Origin of the sequence: Mycobacterium sp. AZCC_0083, assembly GCF_014202335.1 — a bacterium.
Lineage (GTDB): Bacteria > Actinomycetota > Actinomycetes > Mycobacteriales > Mycobacteriaceae > Mycobacterium.
In genome coordinates this window covers 456,954-478,940 of the sequence record NZ_JACHGP010000001.1, presented here as the reverse complement: position 1 = coordinate 478,940, position 21,987 = coordinate 456,954, and the positions used below count along the sequence as shown (strand labels likewise).

Genomic DNA, 21,987 nt, shown 5'->3' with positions numbered 1-21,987 from the left:
CGGGTGACGCGACGGTCAGAATTGATCCTGTCCTGCGACCATTGACAGGAAATGCCGCAACCGTTTCTGTGGGGCGGCGTGAACGTGTGGTTCCCCTTCGCCGACGCCACGGGCGTGATCGTCGGCGCAACGGTCCTCTTCGTGCTGGCGCCGCGATTGCACGGCTGGCGCTGGCTGTGGTTGTTGGTGACGCCGACGATCGGCTACGGCGCCGTCCTCGGCGGGGTGTGTTCCCCGGTCACCCTTGGCCTGCACTCGGAGTGGACGACGGCTGGGCGTTGGCTCGGTGGAGCCGCCACGATCGCACTGCGCTGCATCGTCGCATACGCGTGTTCCCACATCACGGCGAAGGACTCCACGGTCGAACTGCTGGGCACCTCGGGCATCGCGCCGTCCGGCCGACGGATCCCAGCCTGAGCCCTGGCTCCGAGAAGGGTTCAGGCAGTGACCGATTGGACGGGGCGGAACAGCGGTAGCCAGACCCGGCTGTCCTCCTCGCCCGACAGCGCGGTCCAGTCCTCGAAGAACACCTCGACGGCCATTCCGACCTGGACGTCGTCCACCGCCACGCCCACTACGTTCGTGATGAGCCGGACGTCGGGCTCATCGTCCAACTCGACGATGGCCACCACGTACGGCGGCTCGAAACCTGGAATCCAGGTCTGCCGGTTGACCGTGTAGGCCGCTACGGTGGCCTTGCCGGACACCGGCTCCGCCGCGACGTCCATGCTGCGACACCGCCAGCACGCCGGGCCTGGCGGGTGGAAGAAGTGCCCGCAACCGTGGCAGCGGGTGATCAGCAGCTCGCCGCGTTCGCCGCCGGTCCAGAAGGCGTGCGACTCGGCGGTGGGGCTGGGCGTCAACCGCATCTGCGGTCGCTGATAGTCGATGTCAGCCATCATGATTCGTCCTGCCACTCGCAACCTGTCAATTCGGCCGACATGTCCCAGAGCCTCCTCGCGCTTTCCGGATCGACTGCCTTGTCCTTCAGTTTCGTGGGCTTCGGCTTGCCCCATTGGTGCATCAGGCCGCGAGGGGAGAGGTACGTGCCATTCGGCAGCGTCGTCGTGATCGCCTGAATGGTGGAGCGGGCACCGTCCTCCGGACTCTGAGCGATGTGGGGCGAGAGCACTCGGCCCGCCCATTGCACCGCGCCCGAACCGTCGCGGGTGATCGCAGTGTTCGTCATTCCTGGATCGGAGGCGTACGCGGTCTTTCCGCGGGCGACCAACTGGCGCACCATCAACAGGTTCGCGAGCTTGGACTCTCCGTATGCAGCCCACGGGTTGTACTTGCGCCTGCGATAGTTGAGGTCGTCGTAGTGGATGGTCGCGGTGTTGTAGTTGGTGCTGGCCACCGACACCACGCGATCGCGGATCCGGTCGCCGAGCAGACATGTCAGGGCGAAGTGACCCAGGTGATTGGTGCCGATGTGCGCCTCGAACCCGTCGGCAGTGCGGGTGAGCGGCAGACCGAGCACGCCAGCGTTGTTGACCAGTACGTCCACCGAGTCCACGGTGTCGGCGAACTTCCGCACGCTGGTGAGATCGGCCAGGTCCAGCTCGCGCACCTCGACGTCACCCGACATCGCCGCGGCGGCTGCGCGGCCCTTGCTCAACGTCCGGCAGGCGATCACGACCTGGTGACCGGCCGCGGCCATCGCACTCGCGGTCGCCTGTCCGACGCCACTGTTGCCGCCCGTGACGATGATTCGCACGCTTCGTGGCCTCCTTTGCGTCGATGTTCACTTAAACCGTAAACTATTTATCGCTTTGTTGAAACGGGGGTGGGTCGGAGAGGCCGGACCAGCGGGGACCAGCCACCGGTCACCGCGAGCAATGGTCACCTGGCCATGTGGCCATTCGATGGCCTCGTCATGCTTCACACTGTTGTCATGGCGGCGGTCAGCGGGCAGTACCCCGAGGTGGGTCAAGGGGCGCTGCCGGTGAAAGACGTCGGCCGATTGTTGTTGCGCTGCGGCGACCGGCCCGGGCTGGTGGCGGCCGTCAGTGCGTTCCTGGCCGATGCCGGGGCAAACATCGTGTCCCTGGATCAACATTCGACCGAACAGTCCGGCGGAACGTTCGTGCAGCGCACGATCTTTCATCTGCCCGGACTGACCGCCGCGCGTGACGCCCTGGAACGTGACTTCGGTGACCGGGTGGCCGCGCCGTTCGAGATGGACTTCCGGCTCACGGAGGCGGCCAAACCCAAACGGGTCGCGATCATGGCGTCCAAGGACGATCACTGCCTCCTCGACCTGCTCTGGCGGAACCGTCGCGGTGAACTGGACATGTCGGTGGTGATGGTGATCTCCAACCACCCCGACCTGGCCGATCAAGTCCGGCCGTTCGGCGTGCCGTTTCTGCACGTGCCCGCCACCAAGGACATTCGGGCACAAGCGGAACAGCGTCAACTCGACCTAATGCGCCACAACGTCGACCTGGTGGTGCTGGCCCGCTACATGCAGATCATCACGCCTCAGTTCCTGGCCGACGTCGGTTGCCCCCTGATCAACATCCATCACTCGTTCCTGCCGTCGTTCATCGGCGCGTCGCCCTACCGGAGGGCCAAGGAGCGCGGCGTCAAACTCGTCGGGGCGACCGCCCACTACGTCACTGAAGAACTCGACGACGGGCCGATCATCGAACAGGACGTCGTGCGGGTGGACCACCGGCACGGCGTCGGTGACCTGGTCCGTCTCGGCGCCGACGTCGAGCGAGCCGTGCTGTCACGCGCCGTCCTGTGGCATTGCGAGGACCGCATCATCAGATATGGCAACCAAACCATCGTTTTCTGAACGGGGTCACGACCTCGACGTCGCTGACCTGGGGCGGCGATGCACCGGCGGACACGACGCGCGGACGCGCGCGGCGGAATTGCGCGCGATCTGACGTTGGGCCTTATTCTCTCGCTGTGCCTGAGATAGATCGTCGCAACTTGTTGTTCATGTCGGGGGTTGGCCTGCTTGCTGCTGCGCTCCCAGTGCCACTGGCCGGGGCAGCACCGGCAAGCCCGGGTTCCCCGCCCACGGCGCCGCCGCTGGTCGGCGCGACTCAGACGTACCTGTTCCACGACGAGTTCGACGGCCCGGCCGGCTCGGCCCCCGATTACTCGAAGTGGAATGTGGCGAAGGCGCGGGAGACCATCAGGAATCCCGTCTTCTGGGACAAGCCCGAGAACATGGGGCAGTACCGCGACGATCGCCAGCACGTATTCCTGGATGGCAACTCCAACCTGGTCATCCGCGCGACGAGGAACCCCGACGGCAAGTACGTCAGCGGGAAGCTGGTTGGCAACTTCTGGGGTGGCATCAACACCACCTGGGAGGCGCGCATCAAGTTCGATTGCCTGACCCTCGGATGCTGGCCCGCCTGGTGGTTGTCGAACGACCACCCCGAGGTCGGCGGCGAAATCGACATGGCCGAGTGGTACGGAAACGCCAACTGGCCCTCGGGAACCACCGTGCACGCCAAATCGGACGGCACCTCGTTCGCCACCCAACCGTTCCCCGTGGACAGCGCGTGGCACACGTGGCGAGTCACGTGGAATGACGCAGGAATGTACTTCTGGATGGACTACGTCGACGGTGCGCAGCCGTACTTCGAGGTTCCTGCCAACTCCCTCGACGGGTGGCCGTTCAATTTCCCCGACTACAAAGTGTTCCCCGTGCTGAATCTGGCGGTCGCCGGTTCCGGCGGAGGAGATCCCACAGGCGGTACCTATCCAGCGAACATGCTCGTCGACTACGTCCGCGTCTGGTGAATCATCGCGTCGCGGCCACTGAAGGGGCCGGCTGAGCCAGGCCGAGGTGGTCGCGCAGCGTGGTGCCCTCGTAGTCGGCCCTGAACACGCCGCGCTCCTGCAGCAGGGGCACGACCTGGTCGACGAACGGGTCGAGCCCGCCGGGGGTGACGTGCGGGACCAGGATGAATCCGTCGCTGGCATCGGCCTGGACGAGGTGATTGATCGTCTCGGCGACCGTGCTCGGTGAGCCGATGAAGTTCTGGCGGCCGGTGACCTCGACGATCAGCTCGCGGGTGGTCAGGTTCTCGGCCTCGGCCTTGGTCCGCCACTCGTTGGCGGTCGCGATGGGGTCGCGGTGCATGCGCACGCTGGCCCGGCCACGCGAGATGGTGTTCTCCCCGACGATCGGATCGACGGATGGCAGTGGCCCGTCCGCGTCGTGATCGGACAGGTCGCGGTTCCAGAGCTGCTCGAGGAACTTGATCGCCGTCGCCGGTGAAACCTGCGCCAGGCGGACGTCGTGGGCGATGTCGGCCGCCTCGGCGTCGGTGTCGCCGAGCACGAACGTCGCGGCAGGCAGGATGAGCAGCTGGTCGGGACGACGCCCATGCGCGGCGAGGCGACCCTTGACATCGGCGTAGAAGGCCTGGCCGTCGGCGAGGGTTCCGTGCCTTGAGAAGATCGCGTCGGCAGCGGACGCGGCGAATTCGCGGCCATGGTCGGAGTCGCCCGCCTGGAAGATCACCGGCCTGCCCTGGGGGCTGCGCGGGACGTTGAACCGGCCGCTGATGTCGAAGTGCGCGCCTCTGTAGGTGAACGCGCCTGCGGCGGGATCGGACAGGAACACACCGCTGTCCTTGTCGGCGACGATCTCGTCACCGCGCCAGGAATCGAACAGGGTGTGTGTGGCCTCGAGGAAGTGTTCGGCGCGCTCGTAGCGCTCGTTCTCGGCCAGGAACCCACCGCGGCGGAAGTTCTCGCCGGTGAACGCATCCCACGACGTGACGACGTTCCATGCGGCACGGCCCTCGGAGAGATGGTCGAGCGAGGCGAATTGCCTGGCTACTTCGTAGGGTTCGTTGAACGTCGAGTTGATGGTGCCGGTCAGCCCGAGCCGGTCGGTGACGGCGGCGAGCGCGGCCAGAATCGTGAAGGTGTCCGGCCGTCCGACCACGTCGAGGTCGTAGATCTCGCCGCCCTGCTCACGCAGGCGCAGGCCCTCGGCGAGGAACATGAAGTCGAACTTGCCGCGTTCGGCGGTCTCGGCGAAGTGGACGAACGAACTGAAGTCGATGTGGCTGCCCGAGGCGGGATCGCTCCACACGGTGGTGTTGTTGACGCCGGGAAAGTGCGCGGCGAGGTGAATCTGTTTGACTGGCTTGCTCATTCGTGTTCCTAGACGTTCGAGTAGCGGTTGGCGGGACGCGGCAGATCGAGTGCGCCGCGCAGCGTGGCGGCGTGGTAGGCGTCGTGAAACGCCCCGCGCCTTTGCAACTCGGGGACAAGGCCGTCGGTGATCTGCAGCAGGTCGTGGGGCAGCGTGGCGGGGCGGAGCCGGAATCCCGCAGCGCCCGCCGTGTGCCACTCCTGCAAGACGTCGGCCAGCCCTTGCGGCGTTCCGACGAAAACCTCGGCGTCGCTGATGTATCCGCGCCCGAGTACGGCGTCGAGGCGCTCCCGTCGCGCCGTGGCGCCGGCGACGGTGTCATCGAGGAACACCACCAGATCGGCGAACACCTTTGCCGGTGCGAGGTCGTCGGCCCGATGGGCTGAGATGACGTCGACGATGGTCGCGGTTTCGGAGGCACTGTGGGGAGTGACGAAGCCGATGTCGGCGCTCGACGCGATCAGGCGGTAGGCGACGTCGATGTGGCCCAGTGCGGCGACGATGGGCTGCCCCTGTGGGGGCCGCGGCGTGATGGACGGCCCCTTGACGGAGAACTTGGAGCCTTCGAAGTCGATGTAGTGCAGCTTGGTTCGGTCGATGAATCGCCCGGTGGCCACGTCGCGGATCTCGGCGTCGTCCTCCCAGCTGTCCCAGAGCCGACGGATGACCTCCACGTAGTCGGCGGCCTCGGTGAAGAGTTCGTCGGCGAAGTCCTTGGGCTCGTCGGGGACTGTCCTGCGGCCGAAGTGGGCCGCCGCATCGCGACTTCCCGACACCTGCACCCGGATGCCGGCCCGGCCGGAACTGACGTAGTCGAGTGTGGCGATCGCCTTCGACAGGTGGAAGGGCTCGGTGTGCGTGGTGATCGCCGTCGGGATGAGGCCGATGTGGCTGGTGCGGGGTGCGACGCGGGAGGCGATCAGCACGGCGTCCAGCCGGCCGCGGACCCGGTCGGTCCGTTCATCCGCACGCTGCGGATTGTCGAACTGCAGCGTGAGCCCGTCTTCGATGGTGACGAAGTCCAGCAGTCCACGCTCGGCTTCGGTGACCAGGCTGGTCCAGTACCGAGGGGTCAGGAGGTCGGCGGGGCGGGCGTCGGGCTCACGCCAGGAAGCCGGGTGCCACCCGGTCCCGTCGAGCGCGACGGCCAGATGGAGCCGTTCCGGTGCAATGGCCACAGACGAATCTCACTTTCCTATGCGTTGACAACGTCAACGCTGCGCTGCGTTGCGGCCATTCCTGGCTCGCGACATCCCGTGACCAGTGTGGGGCTGGGGCCTGTGCGTTCAAGGGATGCACGCACGGTGATTCAGTCGACGCTGGCTTCCGATGCGGCGGCGATGACCCCGTCGAGGACGTCACGGGTGTTCGCCAGACCGCGGATCTCGCGGTCCAGTCGATTCCGCTCCGCGGTGAGTTCGGTGACCAGACGCGGCGTGGCGTCGGGGGAGGGGCCGCCGTCGCTGTCCCGCATGCACGGCAGGAGGGAGCCGATCGTTCTGCTTGGCAATCCGGCGGCGAACAGCTCCTGAATGTGGATCACCCGATCGACCGCCCGCTCGGCGTACTCGCGCTGCCCGCCTGGCGTCCGGTCGGATGCCAACAGACCCTGCTGCTCGTAGTAGCGCAACGACCGTTCGCTCACCCCGGTCCGTCGCGCCAGCTCACCAATCCGCATACGCCCGTTATACCTTCGCGGCTTGACCCTGACACTGATGTCAGCTCATACCGTGCGGCCATGACCACACCGGGATTGACCCCATCGCATCCTCGTCCGCCCTTCGACTACAGCCCCATCAACGATCGCCCACCGATCACGTGGCCCGGCGGTGCCAGAGTCGCGGTGTACGTCGGCCTGAACGTCGAGCACTTCCTCCTCGATCAGCCGTCGACGAGCATCTGGCCGGGCACCGCCGAGCTGACACCCGACGCGCTCAACTACGGCTGGCGCGACTACGGAGCCCGCGTTGGGATCTGGCGCACGATCGAAAGCCTCGCCCGGCACGGCATCCGTCCCAGCGTCCTGCTCAACACGGCAGTCATCGACAACCACCCGCAGATCGTGGCCGCAGGGCTGGAACGGGACTGGGCGTGGCTCGCACACGGCCGCACGAACTCGACACTTCACACCGGGCTGGCCGTCGACGAGGAACGCCAACTGCTGGCCGAGATCGTCGACGCCATCGTCGACGCCACCGGCCACGCGCCATGCGGCTGGATGGGCCCTGGTCTCACCGAAACGCACCGCACGCCAGAACTGCTGGCGCAGCTCGGATTCCAGTACGTGCTCGACTGGACCAACGACGACCAGCCCTATCCGCTCACCGTCCCCGGCATGATCAGCGTGCCCTACTCGGTGGAACTCAACGACCTGCTGATCTTCGCCAAGGGCATCACCGGCCCGGAGTTCGTCCAGATGGTCATGGATCAGTACGAGCAGCTACACGCCGACTCGGCGACCAGCGGCCGCGTGATGGCGCTGGCGTTGCACCCCTTCGTGATCGGTCAACCGTTCCGGCACAAGTACCTCGATCAGGCGCTCGGCTGGCTCGCCGCCCAACCCGACGTGTGGCTGACGACCAGCGACGACATCGCCGCGCACTTTCGCGAGCAACGCAGCAGTTGAGAGGATACAGTTTGACAGACTAGGTATATTACACGCGCGGCTCGATGTGTTACGGGTGCGGCAATACACACTGTGCCCATGAAGTGGCCGTGATCGAGGGAGACGTTTTAAGTGAGCGGTACGTCGAGCGACACGCGCCAGGCGCCCTCGAAGTTCGCCCACCTCATCCGGATCCTTGCCCTGCCGATCATCCTTGGCTGGCTGGCCCTGACCGTCATCACCAACGTCGTCGTACCGCCCCTTGAGACGGTCGGCGAGGCGCACACGGTGTCGATGAACGCCCAGGACGCGCCGTCGGCGGTATCGATGCGGGAGATCGGCAGCACCTTTCGGGAGTTCAAGTCCGACAGCGGCGCCATGGTCATCCTGGAGGGCGAGCAACCCCTCGGTGCCGATGCTCATCACTTCTATGACGAGCTGATCAAGAAGTTCGAAGCCGACACGGCCCACGTGGAGCACGTCGCGGACTTCTGGGGCGATCCGCTGACCGCATCGGGCGCGCAGAGCAATGACGGCAAGTCCGCCTACGTCCAGGTCTACCTGCACGGCAATATGGGTGAAACGCTGGCCAACGAGTCCGTGACGGCGTTGCGCGACATCGTCGACAAGACTCCCGCGCCGCCGGGGGTGAAGGCGTACGTGACCGGCGGCGCGCCACTCATCGCGGATCAGCGCGACGCGGGAGATACGAGCATTGCGATCGTCACGGCGATCACGCTCGTGGTGATCCTTGCGATGCTGCTGCTCGTCTACCGGTCCATCACCACCGTGATCCTGATCTTGCTGATGGTGTTCGTCGAACTGGGTGCCGCGCGCGGGATCGTCGCGTTCCTCAGCTACTACGACATCATCGGGCTCTCGACGTTCGCGACGAGCCTGCTCACCCTGATGGTCATCGCCGCGGGCACCGACTACGCCATCTTCCTGATCGGTCGCTACCAGGAGGCCCGAGGTGCGGGCGACGACCGGGAAGCGGCGTACTACACCATGTTCCACGGGACCGCGCACGTCGTGCTTGGGTCCGGTCTCACCATCGCGGGCGCAATGCTGTGCCTGAGCTTCACGCGGCTGCCGTACTTCCAAACGCTGGGAGTGCCGTGTGCCGTCGGCACGTTCGTCGCCGTCATGGCGGCACTGACCCTGGGTCCCGCGGTGGTCACGTTGGGTAGCCGCTTCGGCCGCTTCGAACCCAAGCGCAAGATCCGGTCCAGGGGTTGGCGCCGGATCGGTACCGTGGTCGTGCGGTGGCCGGGTCCGATTCTCGTCGCGACGATCGCCCTGGCGCTGGTCGGGTTGCTCGCCCTTCCCAGCTACAAGACGAGCTACGACGCCCGCAAGTACCTGCCCCAGGACATCCCGGCCAACGTCGGCTACGACGTGGCCGACAGGCACTTCAACGCAGCCAGGATGAATCCGGAGCTGCTGATGATCTCCAGCGATCACGACCTCCGGACGTCGGCCGACTTCTTGGTGATCGACAAGATCGCGAAGGCCATCTTCCGCGTGCCCGGCATCTCGCGGGTCCAGACGATCACCCGGCCCGACGGCAAGCCGATCAAGCACACCACGATCCCGTTCCAGGTCGGCATGCAGAGCACCAATCAGACGATGAATCGCAAGTACAACCAAGACACCATGGCCAACATGCTGGTGCAGGCCAACGACATGCAAACGACCATCGACACGATGACGAAGATGGTCAGCGTGATGGGCCAGATGGCCGACGTCACCCACGAAATGGTGGGCAAGATCACGACCATGACGGTCGACATCGCCGAATTGCGGGACAACATCTCCAATTTCGACGACTTCCTCCGTCCGCTGCGGAACTACCTGTACTGGGAACCGCACTGCTACGACATCCCGGTGTGCTGGTCGATCCGTTCGATCTTCGACACACTCGACGGAATCGACCCGCTCACCACCGACATCCAGGAGCTGGTGCCCGACCTGGTGCAACTCGACACGCTGATGCCGCAAATGGTCACGCTGCTGCGCCCGCAGATCGAGACCCAGAAGCACATGAAGCAGATCATGCTGACGATGTATGCCACCCAAAAGGGCATGCAGGACCAGCAGAACGCGATGTCGGAGAACTCGACCGCGATGGGCGATGCGTTCGACAACTCGTTGAACGACGACACGTTCTACGTGCCGCCGGAGATCTTCAACAATGCCGACTTCAAGCGGGGTATGAAGAACTTCATCTCGCCGGACGGCAAGTCGGTGCGCTTCATCATCAGCCACGAGGGTGATCCGGCGACCGCCGAGGGCATCTCGCACATCGACGCCATCAAGCAGGCTGCCAAGGAAGCCATCAAGGGCACCCCGCTCGAGGGGTCCAGCATCTACCTGGCCGGGACGGCCGCCACCTACAAGGACATGCGCGACGGGTCGTTCTATGACCTGCTGATCGCCGGAATATCAGCGGTGACACTGATTTTCATCATCATGCTGATCATCACCCGAAGTGTGGTGGCGGCGGCGGTGATCGTCGGCACGGTGCTGCTGTCGCTCGGTGCATCGTTCGGTTTGTCGGTGCTCCTCTGGCAGCACATCCTCGGCCTCGAACTCCACTGGATGGTGCTGGCGATGTCGGTGATCCTGCTATTGGCCGTGGGTTCTGACTACAACCTGCTATTGGTGTCCCGGTTCAAGGAGGAACTGCACGGGGGGCTGAAGACCGGCATCATTCGCTCGATGGCGGGCACCGGATCGGTGGTGACGTCGGCGGGGCTCGTCTTCGCAGCCACGATGGCGACGTTCGCGTTCAGCGATCTGATCGTCATGGCCCAGGTGGGCACCACGATCGCGCTCGGGCTCTTGTTCGACACCTTGATCGTTCGGTCGTTCATGACCCCCGCGATCGCCGGGCTGATGGGCAAGTGGTTCTGGTGGCCACAGATCATCATTCCCAGGACGGCCTGGCGTCCTGCGCGCCCGACCGACCCAGAACCCGCGACCGCACCGGTGCCGACGGGAGTCTGAGCGGCCTCGGACGTTTGACGGTCGCGCGACCGGGAAGTCTGTTCGCACTCGAGTGATTTTGCGAACGTAGCCGACTTCACGGAGAAGCGATGACGAACGACGTCGAGAAGCGGTGGCGGGACCCGCCAGCGTTGCGGGCTGCCATCGGGTATGTCGCGGTGATCGTCGTCCTGGCCGCGGGGGCGCTCACCGCGTTCGTGATCACGGACCCGGTAGCGGTGATCTGGTCATTCGGGCCGTCAGCCGTCTTGTTCGCAGGCGCCTTGGGTGCGTTCGCCAAGACCTATGCCGATTGGCGTGCCTACCGGACGTGGCCGATCTGGCACGGTGCTGGCTGGTTTCTGCTGACGCTCGCGCTGGCCGGCTTCGCGCTGCCCACGATGAGTGCGACGGCCTGACGGCTAACCTTGCCACCCTTGCGATTTCGGCACGCTGACTTGCGGTGAGCGCGACCCCGCGTGCACAAATCGCCTTAGGGGGAGGGGGTTGCGGAGAGCAGCATGCCTTGATGGATGTCGACACCGTTGATGCGCCATCCCTCGGCGGTGCGCGTGTACGCCATGTCCGCGCTCATGTAGACCGCGCGGGGGTCGTTACCGATGATGGAGGCGACCCACATCAGCCAGGTCCCCGTTGCCATGTCGACGTTGACGGTGATGACCGGATTGAGGAAGGCGTGCATCGAGAACTGCACCACCGCAGTGTGTTCGGGCAAGCCTGCGAGGATCGCGTCCAGCCCCTCGGTGGCGATGCCCATGTCGCTGCTGACCCAGCGGGCATCGGTGGTGAAGATCGATGGAATCGCGTCGAGGTCGACGGTCTTGCCGTTCCATCCCTTGTTGACGGCGGTGGCGTAGCGGGCGGTGACGTCCCTGATGGCTTCGACGTCCTCGAGTCGCTGAACCCGTTGGGCCAATGCCTGGGCCGCAGCGCAGGACACGCGACCCAGCGCGGAGGTCAGCGCCGCGGCGGGGTCCGTCGGGGCGGTGACGGCACGCCACCCGACGTAACCGTCGGGACGAACCAGGGTCGCGCCATCGGCCGTGATCCCGTACGCCATCTGAAATGCCAGTGGCTCAGTGGGTTTCACGTCGGAGCCGATGTGCGCAAATGCGATGTCGATGCCGAGTTCGGCGCAGGCTCGCGACGCCGCGTCCTGCCAGCGCTGGTCCTCGGACAGCAACACCCAGCCGCGTGCAAGCACGTCCAACGTCGAACCCTCGGTGCCGTCGATCAGCACCTTCAGGTGTGGCGCGCGCGTTCCCGGTTGGCCGGCCCACTGCTCGGGCCGCAACGCACGCGGCAGTTCTTGGCCCGCGTCGAGCACGGCGGCCGAGCGATACAGCTGCCCGAATTCCATGGCGTCGTCGTCGATGATCGGCACGTCGGCGACGGCGGTCTGCAGGCGCGCCTTGTAGTCGGCGCGGGCGAAGATCTGCTCGTGGCGCAGCCACGCGATCGGCCGCCGCTCGGCCTCGTAGGTGTCCAACAAGTCCGGTGTCGATCGGCCCGAAAGGACGGCTTCGAGCTTCCACGCCACGTTGTGGGCATCCTCGATGCCGGTGTTGGCGCCGTAGCCGCCGCGGTTGGGGGGCAGCTGGTGGGCAGCGTCGCCGGCGAGGAATATCCGTCCAACACGAAACTGGTCGGCTATCAGGGCGGCCAGTTCCCAACGCCCGGTGGTGCACAGGTCCACGTCGAGGTCGGGTCGGCCGACCGCCTGCCGAATCACCGCGCGTTGTTCGTCGTCGTTGCGGTCGACGTCGTCGCTGAGCATCAGGACCCAGCGGCCGTCCATGTAGGTGGTGAGGAACGCGGACAAGCCGGGCTGCTCGATCTCGAACTGGACGATCCCGTGCTCGAGGTACTCGTCCAGTGGAGCGCGGAACAGGATGCTGCGCTGGACGGCCAGCAGACCCTGTCCGCTGCGGCCGATGCCCAACGTCTGACGCATCGGGCTGTGCACGCCATCGGCGGCCACTACGTACTGTGCGTGCAGTCGCGATTCGCGTCCGTCGCGGTGCCGCAGGGTGGCGATGACGCCGCCATCGACTTCAGCGACGTCGATCAACTCGGTGTTGAGTCGGACTTCGGCACCGAGTTCGATGGCCTTGTCGCGCAGGATCGGTTCGAGCCGGTCCTGGGGGATGGCGGTGCCATTGTACGGCGAGTACTCGATCTCGGGAAGTTTCGCGCCGCCCGGCGACCACGGGTACTCCTCGAACCACTGTCCTGCAAGGCTTTCGACGCGCGCACGGCGCGGCCCGCCGCCGTCGTGCGGCGGGAGCTCGATCCCGATCCGCGAGAACAGTTCGATGGTCCGCGTCGTGTAGCCGATGGCCCTGGGGTGCGCCGAGCTGCCCTGGCGCTTCTCGACGAGCACGCATGGGACACCCCGCCACGCCAGGAACATTGCCGTGGATAGTCCAACGAGCCCGCCTCCGACCACGAGCACGGGCGTCGATTCAATAGCGCTGTCATCCATGGTGATTAGCCCCCTTCCATCGCCACGTGGGCGGAGCCCACCGAAGCATCCAGCGGCGGAACCCACCTGAGCGCCACCCCGTGTGGCACCGCTTCGAACCAGGAAAACACAACTCGATAAAAAAGACAAGTGACTAAAGATATTTAGTGACTCTGTTAAGATGGCCGAATGACCACGCCGACGATGGGGCGCCGCGAACGCAAGAACGCCCAAACGCGTCAGGCGATCGCCGATGCGGCGCGTCGACTGTTCCTCGAACGCGGCTACGACCAGGTCAGCGTCAAGGAGATCGCCGACGCGGTCGACGTCTCCGTGCCGACGCTGTTCAAGCACGTCCCCGACGGCAAGGAGGCGCTGATGTTCGACGACGGCGTCGAGCGCAGGGAGGGTCTGCTGGCCGCGGTTCGCGAGCGAGCCGCCGGGCAGTCGGTGATGGCCGCCCTGCGCGAATTCATGTCTGGCCGTGGCCCTTTCGAAGCGGACCCGACCCCTGAATTCCGCCGCATGGTCGAACTGATCACCAGCACGCCAGCGCTGCGCGAGTACCAGCGCAAACTCTGGATCCGCTGCGAGGACGATCTGGCGGCCGCAATCGCCGACGAGATCGATCGTGGCCAGGACGACATCGCCGCGCGCGCCGCCGCCCGCTACGTACTGGAGATCCCGCAGTTCATCGGCGACAACCCCGATCCCGGTGCTCTCGACGCCATCTTCGACCTACTCGAACACGGCTTGCCCACCAAGTCGTGACGCGAGCGGCGCTCCTGCTGCCCGCGCGGCGGGTACCGGGAGCTACACGGCCCGCAGATACCGCTTGCTGATCACGCGCTGAGCCAGTGAGGTGACGGGGCCTGCCAGGCGACTCCACCACGTTCCGTGTCTGGAGAACGCGGTCACCTCGGCGTACACCGCTTCACTTGCGGGGTCGTAGCGGACGGCGAACAGTTCCTCGCCGGTCTCCGGGTGGCCGGGCAAGGTGCCGTAGGCGAACCCGCGCCGGTCGGGTTCGTCGACGACGTAGACCACCCGGCATGGTGCCCGCAGCGGGCCAAGGCCGACGAGGACCTCCGATCCCACCGCGGCGACCTCCGTCGTCGCCTCGACCCGCACTCCGGCGCCACGCAACATGCCCCACCGCATCACCGCGGCGGCAGCCTCCTCGAAGCGCTGCCTGCCATGCCCGATCACAGCGGTGGCCTGCAAGTGGCCGTAATCCGGAGGGAGCGGGCCCGCCGTCGCACCGACCTCGGTGTAGGTCAGGGGCAGCGCCGCCAGCTCGTTCAGCTTCACAGGATCAGCCTGTCATCACGGGCGTACGGTCGTACACGTGAGCAACCAATCCGTGGCCGGGGAATCGGGAACCTTCGACATCGGCGGGGACCTGACCGTCAACCGGCTGGGCTTCGGCGCCATGCGATTGACCGGCAAGGGGGTGTGGGGGCCGCCCGCCGACCGCGACGAGTGCATCCGCGTGCTGCGCCGTGCCGTCGAACTCGGCGTCAACTTCATCGACACCGCCAACTCCTACGGCCCGTAACGTCTCCGAGGAGCTGATCCGCGAGGCGCTGCACCCCTACACCGACGTCGTCATCGCCACCAAGGCCGGTCTGCTGCGCACCGGGCCCGATGTGTGGCCGGTGCTGGGCTACCCGGCGTATCTCCGTCAGGAGTGCGAGATGAGCCTGCGCAGGCTCGGCGTGGAACGCATCGACCTGTTCCAGTTGCACCGCATCGACGACAAGTTCCCTGCCGAGGACCAGATCGGCGAGCTCGTCGCGCTGCAGCAGGAGGGCAAGATCCGCCACATCGGGCTGTCCGAGGTCAGCGTCGAGCAGCTTGCCGTCGCACAGAAGACGGCGACCATCGTCTCGGTGCAGAACATGTACAACCTCACCGTTCGTACGTCGGAGGCACTGCTGGACAAGGTCACCGAGGAGGGCATCGCGTTCATTCCGTGGTTCCCGCTCGCGGGCGGACCGTTGTCGGCCTCCGACGGCCCGTTGCAGCGCATCGCCGCCGACCACCACTCCAGCCCGTCGCAGCTGGCGCTGGCCTGGCTGCTCAAGCGTTCGCCGGTGATGCTGCCGATCCCAGGCACGTCGAAGGTGGCGCACCTCGAGGAGAACGTCGCGGCCGCAGGAATCGAGCTGTCCGATGCGGAGTTCGACACATTGAGCAGTGCCGGCTCGGCAAGCTGAGGACGTCGGCAATACGGTGACCGTGTGGTTACCGAACCGACAGAGGCGCACCCCGGCGGCGGATTCAACCCGCCGGATCCCACCAACCGCGGCGGGCCCGACTACGGGCGATTCGTCGAGGCCGTTCGCGCGCTCCAGGACCACGCCCGCTCGGCCGACGCACCCGACGACGTCATCGCCAGGGCAGCCGACGTGCTCGACGAACTGAATCGCCAGCTGGCGCCCTACGACGCCGACGAATGGCATTCCCCGTCGGGGCGGCGGATGGACCTGCCCAACAGGGGCAACATTCTGCAGGTGCCGGTCGACCTGGCCGTGACCGAGGACGGCCGGATCGGTGGCACCGCTCGGTTCCGGCGCTATCACCTCGGTCGCAACGGCGCAGTACACGGCGGCGCGCTGGCCCTGCTGTTCGACTCACTGCTCGGCTTCACCGCCGTCAAACTCGGCGCAAGCTTCTACCAGCGCACGGCCTACCTACACGTGAACTACCGCCAGATCGTCCCGGTCGAACGGGAACTGGGCATCGACGCGACCATCGACGGGACGGAGGGCCGCAAGATCTTCGTGTCGGGGCGACTGCTCGACGGCGACGCCGTGCTGTGCGAGGCCGAGGCACTGTTCGTGAAACTGAAGCCGGGGCAGCCATGAGCATTCGGAGGGCAGGAGCGGAGCGACCCGAGAAGGGGACTAGCCCTACCCGGCGCTGGGCGAGGTGGCGCGACACGTTGCGTGAGCGCAGGGCCGCCGACTTCACCTATCGCATCGTCGTCGGCGTGACCGGCCTTGCCGTGCTCGGCGTCGGAATCCTCGCGATCCCGTACCCGGGTCCCGGCTGGGCGATCGTCTTCGTCGGCCTGGCGATCCTGGCCACCGAATTCGAGTGGGCACGCCGGCTGCTCAAGTTCACCCGCGAGCGTTACGACCAGGTGATGGCCTGGTTCAAGCGCCAAGGGCTGTGGGTCCAGGCACTGGGCGTGCTGTTCACCGCCGCGGTGGTGGTGGCGACGCTGTGGCTGTTCGGCGCGCTCGCCTGGGCCGCGGGATTGTTGGGCTTCGAGCAGTCCTGGCTGAAGAGCCCCATCGGTCTGGGGTAGTCAGCACGCTCCCCGATAGCATGGTCGCGGTCAGATAACCCCCGCATACCCGCACCGAGGAGATCCACCGATGAATCCCGCCGCCAGCCCCGTCCTCGCAGGCCCGATCCGGGTCGCTGCCGGGACGACCGCAGGGGCGGCGGTTCGTGCTGCGGAGCTGCCGACAAGGGGGGCGCCGGACGCCATCGTCGTCGTGCGCGACGCCGAAGGCCTGCTGCATGACCTGTCCTGGGTACCCGACGCCGACGCCGAGGTGACGCCCGTCGCCGCCGACACCGACGACGGCCGCAGCGTCATCCGGCACTCGACCGCGCACGTACTCGCGCAGGCCGTACAGGGCATGTTCCCCGAGGCGAAGCTCGGCATCGGTCCGCCGATCACCGACGGCTTCTACTACGACTTCGACGTGCCGCGGGCATTCACGCCAGACGACCTCGAGGCGCTCGAGAAGCGCATGCGCCAGATCGTCAAGGAAGGACAGCTGTTCGACAGGCGCGTCTACGAGTCGAAGGACCAGGCCCGCGAGGAATTGGCCAACGAGCCGTTCAAGCTGGAGTTGATCGACGACAAGTCCGGCGACCCCGACGTGATGGAGGTCGGCGGCGCCGAGCTGACCGCCTACGACAACCTCAATCCCCGCACCCGCGAGCGGGTTTGGGGCGATCTGTGCCGTGGTCCGCACATCCCGACCACCAAGTACATCCCGGCGTTCAAGCTGACCCGCAGTTCGGCCGCGTACTGGCGGGGCGATCAGGACAACGCCAGCCTGCAGCGCATCTACGGCACCGCATGGGAGTCGCAGGAAGCGCTCGACCGCCACCTCGAGCTGATCGAGGAGGCGCAGCGGCGCGACCACCGCAAGCTGGGCACTGAACTCGACCTGTTCAGCTTCCCCGACGAGATCGGTTCTGGTCTGCCGGTTTTCCACCCCAAGGGCGGCATCATCCGGCGGGAGCTCGAGGACTACTCGCGCCGAAAGCACATCGAGGCCGGCTACGAGTTCGTCAACACCCCGCACATCACCAAGGCGCAGCTGTTCCACACCTCCGGGCACCTGGATTGGTACGCCGACGGGATGTTCCCGCCGATGCACATCGACGCCGAATTCAACGCGGACGGCACGGTGCGCAAACCGGGTCAGGACTACTACCTCAAGCCGATGAACTGCCCGATGCACTGCCTGATCTTCCGGGCCCGCGGGCGGTCCTATCGCGAACTTCCGTTGCGTGCCTTCGAGTTCGGTGCGGTGTACCGCTACGAGAAGTCCGGTGTGGTACACGGATTGACCCGGGTACGCGGGCTCACCATGGACGACGCGCACATCTTCTGCACCCGTGATCAGATGCGCGACGAACTCACCTCACTACTGAAGTTCGTCATCGGCCTGCTCGGCGACTACGGACTCGATGACTTCTACCTGGAACTGTCGACCAAGGACCCGAAGAAGTTCGTCGGCTCCGACGAGATCTGGGAAGAGGCCACCAACACCCTCGCCGAGGTCGCCGAAGCGTCCGGCCTGGAACTAGTGCCCGACCCGGGCGGCGCCGCGTTCTACGGACCGAAGATCTCGGTCCAGGCGCGCGATGCGCTCGGCCGCAGTTGGCAGATGTCGACCATCCAGCTGGACTTCAACTTTCCCGACCGGTTCGACCTCGAGTACACCGCGGCCGACGGCAGCCGTCAGCGGCCCGTGATGATCCACCGCGCGCTGTTCGGCTCGATCGAACGGTTCTTCGGCATCCTCACCGAGCACTACGCGGGCGCCTTCCCCGCCTGGCTGGCGCCGGTCCAGGTAGTGGGCATCCCGGTCGCGGACGGACATGTCGAGTACCTGGAAGGCGTTGCCGCGCAACTGAAGGCGCGGGGGATACGCGTCGAGGTCGACACCAGTGACGATCGGATGGCGAAGAAGATCGTCAACCAGACCAACCAGAAGGTGCCGTTCATGCTGCTCGCGGGTGACCGCGACGTGGAGGCCGGCGCGGTCAGCTTCCGGTTCGGCGACCGCACCCAGGTCAACGGCGTACCTCGCGACGTGGCCGTCGAGACCATCGCGGACTGGATCGCCCGGCGTGAGAACGCTGCTCCCACTGCCGAACTGCTCGAGGTCGGCGCGACGTGACATCGAACGACGGCCACGAGATCGTCGATCACGGCGTCGGCGAGCCCGACCACCTGCAACGGCTGTGGACGCCGCACCGGATGAACTACATCGCCGATGCGATCAAGACCGGATCGGCGAAGTCGTCCGAACCGTTCACCGACATCCCCAACATGACGGACGAGGACGGACTGGTGGTCGCGCGCGGCGAGCTCGTCTACGCGGTGCTGAACCTCTACCCGTACAACCCCGGGCACCTGATGGTGGTGCCCTACCGCAGGGTGGCCGAGCTCGAGGACCTCACCGTCGCGGAGAGCGCCGAGCTGATGGCCTTCACGCAGAAGTCGATTCGCGTGATGAAGAGTGTGTCCCGGCCGCACGGCTTCAACGTCGGGCTCAACCTCGGAACGGCCGCCGGTGGTTCGTTGGCCGAGCATCTTCACATGCACGTCGTGCCGCGCTGGGGCGGCGACGCGAACTTCATCACTATCATCGGTGGTTCCAAGATCATTCCGCAGTTGCTCCGCGACACCCGCGAGTTGCTGGCCACCGCGTGGGCGAGCCTGCCGTGAGCGACTACTACCTTCTCACCAGGGCCGCCTACGCGAAGCTCAGCAGACCGGTGGCGAGAGCCGCGCTGCGTACCGGGCTCACCCCGGACAGCATCACCATCATCGGCACTGCGGGAACGGTGATCTCGGCGCTGACGCTGTTCCCGATCGGGCAACTCTGGTGGGGCGCATTCTCGGTGGCCGTCTTCGTCCTTGCCGACATGCTCGACGGGGCGATGGCGCGCGAACGTGGTTTCGGCACCAGGTTCGGCGGGGTGTTGGACGCCACCTGTGACCGGATCGCCGACGGCGCGATCTTCTGCGGCCTGCTGTGGTGGGCGGCGTTCGGCACGCACTGCACCTCGCTGGTGGTGGCCACGATGATCTGTCTGGTCACCTCACAAGTGGTGTCCTACATCAAGGCCCGCGCCGAGGCCAACGGGCTCGATGGTGGCGGCGGGATCATCGAACGGCCCGAGCGGCTGCTCATCGTGTTGATCGGAGCGGGACTGTCGGGGGTTCCGTTCCTGCACGTGCCGTGGTTGGTGCACGTCGCGATGTGGCTGCTGGCGGTGACCAGCCTGGTGACACTGGGTCAGCGGGTGCACGCCGTGCGCACCTCGCCGGGCGCGATGGAGCCGCTGGAGACGGATTCGCCGCAGCCGCAGGCTGATTCGGCTCAGCCGGACGCCGATTCACAAGGCGAAGCGAGCGCACAGTGAGCACGCCGTCGGCGGGACTGCCGAGTGTGCGCGGGCTCACGATTCCGCTGAGCGGTCAGCTCGCCGATCTGGGCTACGGCGCGGGCTGGCGAGTGGTGCGCGCCATGCCGGAGTTCGCCGCCCGCAATGCCTTCGACGCCGGTGCGTGGTACGCATCCCGCGGCGGCGGCCCCGAACAACTGCGCAAGAACCTGGCCCGGGTGATCGGGGTGCCGCCCGCCGAGGTGCCTGGCAGCCTGATTCGCGCTTCGTTGGCCTCCTACGCCCGGTACTGGCGGGAGGCCTTCCGGTTGCCTTCGATGGATCACCAGGTGTTGGCGCGCCGACTGAACGATGCCGTGCAGGGCGGCGAGAACGTCGTCGCCGCACTGGAAGCCGGCCGCGGTGCGATTTTGGCGCTTCCGCACAGTGGCAACTGGGACATGTCAGGGGTGTGGCTCACCAACATCTACGGCAACTTCGCCACCGTCGCCGAACGGCTCAAGCCCGAATCGTTGTACAAGCGGTTCCTCGACTACCGCGAGAGCCTGGGGTTCGAGGTGCTTCCGCTGACCGGAGGGGAACGGCCGCCGTTCGAGATCCTGGCCGAGCGACTCCGGAGCAACGGGCTGGTCTGCCTGATGTCGGATCGCGACCTGACCCGGTCGGGTGTGCAGGTCGACTTCTTCGGTGAGCCCACCCGACTGCCCGCCGGGCCGGCCAAGTTGGCGCTGGCGACGGGTGCCGCGCTGCTTCCCACGCACCCCTGGTTCAAGCCCGACGTGACGGTGACCACCGTCCATCCGCCGTTGGACCTCTCGTCGGGTGACGTCAACGTGGTCACGCAGGCGCTGGCCGACCAGTTCGCCATCGACATCGCCGCCCATCCCGCCGACTGGCACATGCTGCAGCCGCAGTGGATTGCCGACCTGTCGGACGAACGCCGGGCGCGCTTGGCCGGTGAGGCGTCCTGATGCGCATCGGGATGGTCTGCCCGTACTCGTTCGACGTACCCGGCGGCGTTCAGGCGCACGTGCTGCAGCTGGCCGAGGTGATGGTCGGCTACGGACACGTGGTCAGCGTGCTCGCCCCATCGTCGCCGGACGCCTCGCTGCCCGATTACGTCGTCTCCGGAGGGAAGGCCCTCCCGATTCCGTACAACGGGTCGGTCGCACGGCTGCGGTTCGGCCCTGCCGCCCACCGCACGGTGAAGAAGTGGCTCGTCGACGGTGACTTCGACGTGCTGCACCTGCACGAGCCAAACGCACCAAGCCTGTCGATGCTTGCGTTGATGATCGCCGAGGGGCCGATCGTCGCGACGTTCCACACGTCGACCACGAAGTCGTTGACCCTCAGCGTCTTTCAGGGCATTCTGCGTCCCTGGCACGAGAAGATCGTCGGCCGCATCGCGGTATCGGATCTGGCCAGGCGCTGGCAGATGGAGGCACTGGGGTCCGACGCCGTCGAGATTCCCAACGGCGTGGACGTCGCCTCGTTCGAGACGGCGCCGAAGCTCGACGGGTACCCGCGACCCGGCAAGACCGTGCTGTTCCTTGGTCGCTTCGACGAACCACGCAAGGGCATGTCGGTTCTGCTCGGTGCGCTGCCCGCACTGGTCGACGCGCTGCCCGACGTCGAGGTGCTCGTCGTCGGGCGCGGCGACGAGGAGGAGCTGACGGAGGAAGCAGGCGCGCTGGCCGGGCACCTGCGCTTCCTCGGGCTTGTCGACGACGCCGCGAAGGCATCCGCGATGCGCAGCGCCGACGTGTACTGCGCGCCGAACACCGGCGGCGAGAGCTTCGGCATCGTGCTGGTCGAGGCGATGGCCGCGGGCACCGCCGTGGTGGCCAGCGACCTCGACGCGTTCCGCCGAGTGCTCGAGGACGGTGCCGCGGGCCTGTTGGTGCCCGTCGACGATTCGGCGGCGCTGGCTTCGGGGTTGATCGAATTGCTGTCCGACGACGCGGTCCGCGAGCGTTACGTCGAGGGCGCGGCGAAGGCAGTGCGCCGTTACGACTGGTCGGTGGTGGCCCGACAGATCCTGCGGGTCTACGAGACGGTGGCAGGGGCGGGCGCGAAGGTCCAGGTGGCATCGTGACGGCGTTG

Annotated in this window: 21 protein-coding genes and 1 pseudogene; 15 read left to right on the top strand and 7 right to left on the bottom strand. The window is 66.4% G+C overall.

The genetic code is table 11. From position 1 onward, the window contains the following. Positions 1-51: 51 nt before the first annotated feature. Positions 52-417, top strand: coding sequence for a hypothetical protein (locus HNP02_RS02265; protein WP_184434005.1), 366 nt, complete (start codon positions 52-54; stop codon positions 415-417). A 20-nt stretch (positions 418-437) separates the two neighbouring features. Here the strand turns inward: HNP02_RS02265 and HNP02_RS02260 are convergent, their stop codons facing one another. Further along, positions 438-902, bottom strand: coding sequence for a Zn-ribbon domain-containing OB-fold protein (locus HNP02_RS02260; protein ID WP_184434002.1), 465 nt, complete (start codon positions 900-902; stop codon positions 438-440). Next, positions 899-1,717 (bottom strand): SDR family NAD(P)-dependent oxidoreductase, encoded by an 819-nt coding sequence (locus tag HNP02_RS02255; RefSeq protein ID WP_184433999.1) that lies wholly within the window; start codon positions 1,715-1,717, stop codon positions 899-901. The genes HNP02_RS02260 and HNP02_RS02255 overlap by 4 nt, the downstream gene beginning before the upstream one ends. Before the next feature lie 177 nt (positions 1,718-1,894). On the opposite strand from HNP02_RS02255, the gene purU reads away from it, so the two are divergent. Together purU and HNP02_RS02245 are read left to right on the top strand one after the other, a co-directional pair. After that, on the top strand, positions 1,895-2,800 hold the full coding sequence (gene purU / locus HNP02_RS02250) for a formyltetrahydrofolate deformylase (RefSeq protein ID WP_255506112.1): 906 nt from the start codon (positions 1,895-1,897) through the stop codon (positions 2,798-2,800). Positions 2,801-2,925: 125 nt separating this feature from the next. Beyond that, positions 2,926-3,765 (top strand): glycoside hydrolase family 16 protein, encoded by an 840-nt coding sequence (locus tag HNP02_RS02245; protein WP_309241397.1) that lies wholly within the window; start codon positions 2,926-2,928, stop codon positions 3,763-3,765. 1 nt (position 3,766) lies between these two features. Here HNP02_RS02245 and HNP02_RS02240 read toward each other — a convergent pair whose 3' ends face one another. The 3 genes from HNP02_RS02240 to HNP02_RS02230 all read right to left on the bottom strand — a co-directional run bounded on the left by HNP02_RS02240 (position 3,767) and on the right by HNP02_RS02230 (position 6,812). Then, the gene (locus HNP02_RS02240; RefSeq protein ID WP_184433958.1) at positions 3,767-5,134 is read right to left on the bottom strand and encodes an NtaA/DmoA family FMN-dependent monooxygenase; all 1,368 of its coding nucleotides are present in this window, start codon (positions 5,132-5,134) and stop codon (positions 3,767-3,769) included. A gap of 8 nt (positions 5,135-5,142) precedes the next feature. Next, the gene (locus HNP02_RS02235) at positions 5,143-6,306 is read right to left on the bottom strand and encodes an LLM class flavin-dependent oxidoreductase (RefSeq protein WP_184434960.1); all 1,164 of its coding nucleotides are present in this window, start codon (positions 6,304-6,306) and stop codon (positions 5,143-5,145) included. 137 nt (positions 6,307-6,443) lie between these two features. Next, a complete protein-coding gene (locus HNP02_RS02230) occupies positions 6,444-6,812 on the bottom strand; it encodes a MerR family transcriptional regulator (RefSeq protein ID WP_184433954.1) in 369 nt (122 codons plus the stop codon). Positions 6,813-6,872: 60 nt separating this feature from the next. On the opposite strand from HNP02_RS02230, the gene HNP02_RS02225 reads away from it, so the two are divergent. The 3 genes from HNP02_RS02225 to HNP02_RS02215 all read left to right on the top strand — a co-directional run bounded on the left by HNP02_RS02225 (position 6,873) and on the right by HNP02_RS02215 (position 11,146). Then, complete coding sequence (locus tag HNP02_RS02225; protein ID WP_184433951.1) at positions 6,873-7,760, top strand: polysaccharide deacetylase family protein; 888 nt, start codon at positions 6,873-6,875, stop codon at positions 7,758-7,760. Between the two features lie 111 nt (positions 7,761-7,871). Next, complete coding sequence (locus tag HNP02_RS02220) at positions 7,872-10,748, top strand: RND family transporter (protein ID WP_184433947.1); 2,877 nt, start codon at positions 7,872-7,874, stop codon at positions 10,746-10,748. A gap of 89 nt (positions 10,749-10,837) precedes the next feature. Beyond that, complete coding sequence (locus tag HNP02_RS02215) at positions 10,838-11,146, top strand: hypothetical protein (protein WP_184433942.1); 309 nt, start codon at positions 10,838-10,840, stop codon at positions 11,144-11,146. Positions 11,147-11,220: 74 nt separating this feature from the next. On the opposite strand, the gene HNP02_RS02210 is transcribed toward HNP02_RS02215, so the two are convergent. Beyond that, positions 11,221-13,233, bottom strand: a complete 2,013-nt coding sequence (locus tag HNP02_RS02210) for an FAD-dependent monooxygenase (RefSeq protein WP_184433937.1) — start codon at positions 13,231-13,233, stop codon at positions 11,221-11,223. Between the two features lie 168 nt (positions 13,234-13,401). On the opposite strand from HNP02_RS02210, the gene HNP02_RS02205 reads away from it, so the two are divergent. Continuing rightward, the gene (locus HNP02_RS02205; protein WP_184433934.1) at positions 13,402-13,983 is read left to right on the top strand and encodes a TetR/AcrR family transcriptional regulator; all 582 of its coding nucleotides are present in this window, start codon (positions 13,402-13,404) and stop codon (positions 13,981-13,983) included. Between the two features lie 42 nt (positions 13,984-14,025). On the opposite strand, the gene HNP02_RS02200 is transcribed toward HNP02_RS02205, so the two are convergent. Further along, positions 14,026-14,523 (bottom strand): DUF1990 domain-containing protein, encoded by a 498-nt coding sequence (locus tag HNP02_RS02200; protein ID WP_184433931.1) that lies wholly within the window; start codon positions 14,521-14,523, stop codon positions 14,026-14,028. A 121-nt stretch (positions 14,524-14,644) separates the two neighbouring features. On the opposite strand from HNP02_RS02200, the pseudogene HNP02_RS02195 reads away from it, so the two are divergent. The 8 genes and pseudogenes from HNP02_RS02195 to HNP02_RS02160 all read left to right on the top strand — a co-directional run bounded on the left by HNP02_RS02195 (position 14,645) and on the right by HNP02_RS02160 (position 21,979). Further along, positions 14,645-15,431, top strand: a pseudogene (locus HNP02_RS02195) (aldo/keto reductase). A 24-nt stretch (positions 15,432-15,455) separates the two neighbouring features. Next, the gene (locus tag HNP02_RS02190; RefSeq protein ID WP_184433928.1) at positions 15,456-16,082 is read left to right on the top strand and encodes a PaaI family thioesterase; all 627 of its coding nucleotides are present in this window, start codon (positions 15,456-15,458) and stop codon (positions 16,080-16,082) included. Further along, positions 16,079-16,528 (top strand): TIGR02611 family protein, encoded by a 450-nt coding sequence (locus tag HNP02_RS02185; protein WP_184433925.1) that lies wholly within the window; start codon positions 16,079-16,081, stop codon positions 16,526-16,528. The genes HNP02_RS02190 and HNP02_RS02185 overlap by 4 nt, the downstream gene beginning before the upstream one ends. Before the next feature lie 70 nt (positions 16,529-16,598). Continuing rightward, the gene (gene thrS / locus HNP02_RS02180) at positions 16,599-18,650 is read left to right on the top strand and encodes a threonine--tRNA ligase (RefSeq protein ID WP_184433922.1); all 2,052 of its coding nucleotides are present in this window, start codon (positions 16,599-16,601) and stop codon (positions 18,648-18,650) included. Then, complete coding sequence (locus tag HNP02_RS02175) at positions 18,647-19,201, top strand: HIT domain-containing protein (protein ID WP_184433919.1); 555 nt, start codon at positions 18,647-18,649, stop codon at positions 19,199-19,201. Before thrS ends, HNP02_RS02175 begins: the two co-directional genes overlap by 4 nt. Further along, positions 19,198-19,902 carry a phosphatidylinositol phosphate synthase gene (gene pgsA / locus HNP02_RS02170; protein ID WP_184433916.1) on the top strand — a complete coding sequence of 235 codons (705 nt, stop codon included), beginning with the start codon at positions 19,198-19,200 and terminating at the stop codon, positions 19,900-19,902. The genes HNP02_RS02175 and pgsA overlap by 4 nt, the downstream gene beginning before the upstream one ends. Next, entirely contained in the window at positions 19,899-20,855 is a 957-nt protein-coding gene (locus HNP02_RS02165; protein WP_184433913.1) for a phosphatidylinositol mannoside acyltransferase, read from the top strand. The genes pgsA and HNP02_RS02165 overlap by 4 nt, the downstream gene beginning before the upstream one ends. Continuing rightward, a complete protein-coding gene (locus tag HNP02_RS02160) occupies positions 20,855-21,979 on the top strand; it encodes a glycosyltransferase family 4 protein (protein WP_184433910.1) in 1,125 nt (374 codons plus the stop codon). The genes HNP02_RS02165 and HNP02_RS02160 overlap by 1 nt, the downstream gene beginning before the upstream one ends. The last annotated feature ends 8 nt before the right edge of the window (positions 21,980-21,987 follow it).

Bases quoted from the DNA above. Each gene is read 5' to 3' on its own strand.
- HNP02_RS02265 (WP_184434005.1), top strand. From the start codon at position 52: ATGCCGCAACCGTTTCTGTGGGGCGGCGTGAACGTGTGGTTCCCCTTC.
- HNP02_RS02260 (WP_184434002.1), bottom strand. From the start codon at position 902: ATGATGGCTGACATCGACTATCAGCGACCGCAGATGCGGTTGACGCCC.
- purU (WP_255506112.1), top strand. From the start codon at position 1,895: ATGGCGGCGGTCAGCGGGCAGTACCCCGAGGTGGGTCAAGGGGCGCTG.
- HNP02_RS02240 (WP_184433958.1), bottom strand. From the start codon at position 5,134: ATGAGCAAGCCAGTCAAACAGATTCACCTCGCCGCGCACTTTCCCGGC.
- HNP02_RS02230 (WP_184433954.1), bottom strand. From the start codon at position 6,812: ATGCGGATTGGTGAGCTGGCGCGACGGACCGGGGTGAGCGAACGGTCG.
- HNP02_RS02225 (WP_184433951.1), top strand. From the start codon at position 6,873: ATGACCACACCGGGATTGACCCCATCGCATCCTCGTCCGCCCTTCGAC.
- HNP02_RS02215 (WP_184433942.1), top strand. From the start codon at position 10,838: ATGACGAACGACGTCGAGAAGCGGTGGCGGGACCCGCCAGCGTTGCGG.
- HNP02_RS02210 (WP_184433937.1), bottom strand. From the start codon at position 13,233: ATGGATGACAGCGCTATTGAATCGACGCCCGTGCTCGTGGTCGGAGGC.
- HNP02_RS02205 (WP_184433934.1), top strand. From the start codon at position 13,402: ATGACCACGCCGACGATGGGGCGCCGCGAACGCAAGAACGCCCAAACG.
- HNP02_RS02185 (WP_184433925.1), top strand. From the start codon at position 16,079: ATGAGCATTCGGAGGGCAGGAGCGGAGCGACCCGAGAAGGGGACTAGC.
- thrS (WP_184433922.1), top strand. From the start codon at position 16,599: ATGAATCCCGCCGCCAGCCCCGTCCTCGCAGGCCCGATCCGGGTCGCT.
- HNP02_RS02160 (WP_184433910.1), top strand. From the start codon at position 20,855: ATGCGCATCGGGATGGTCTGCCCGTACTCGTTCGACGTACCCGGCGGC.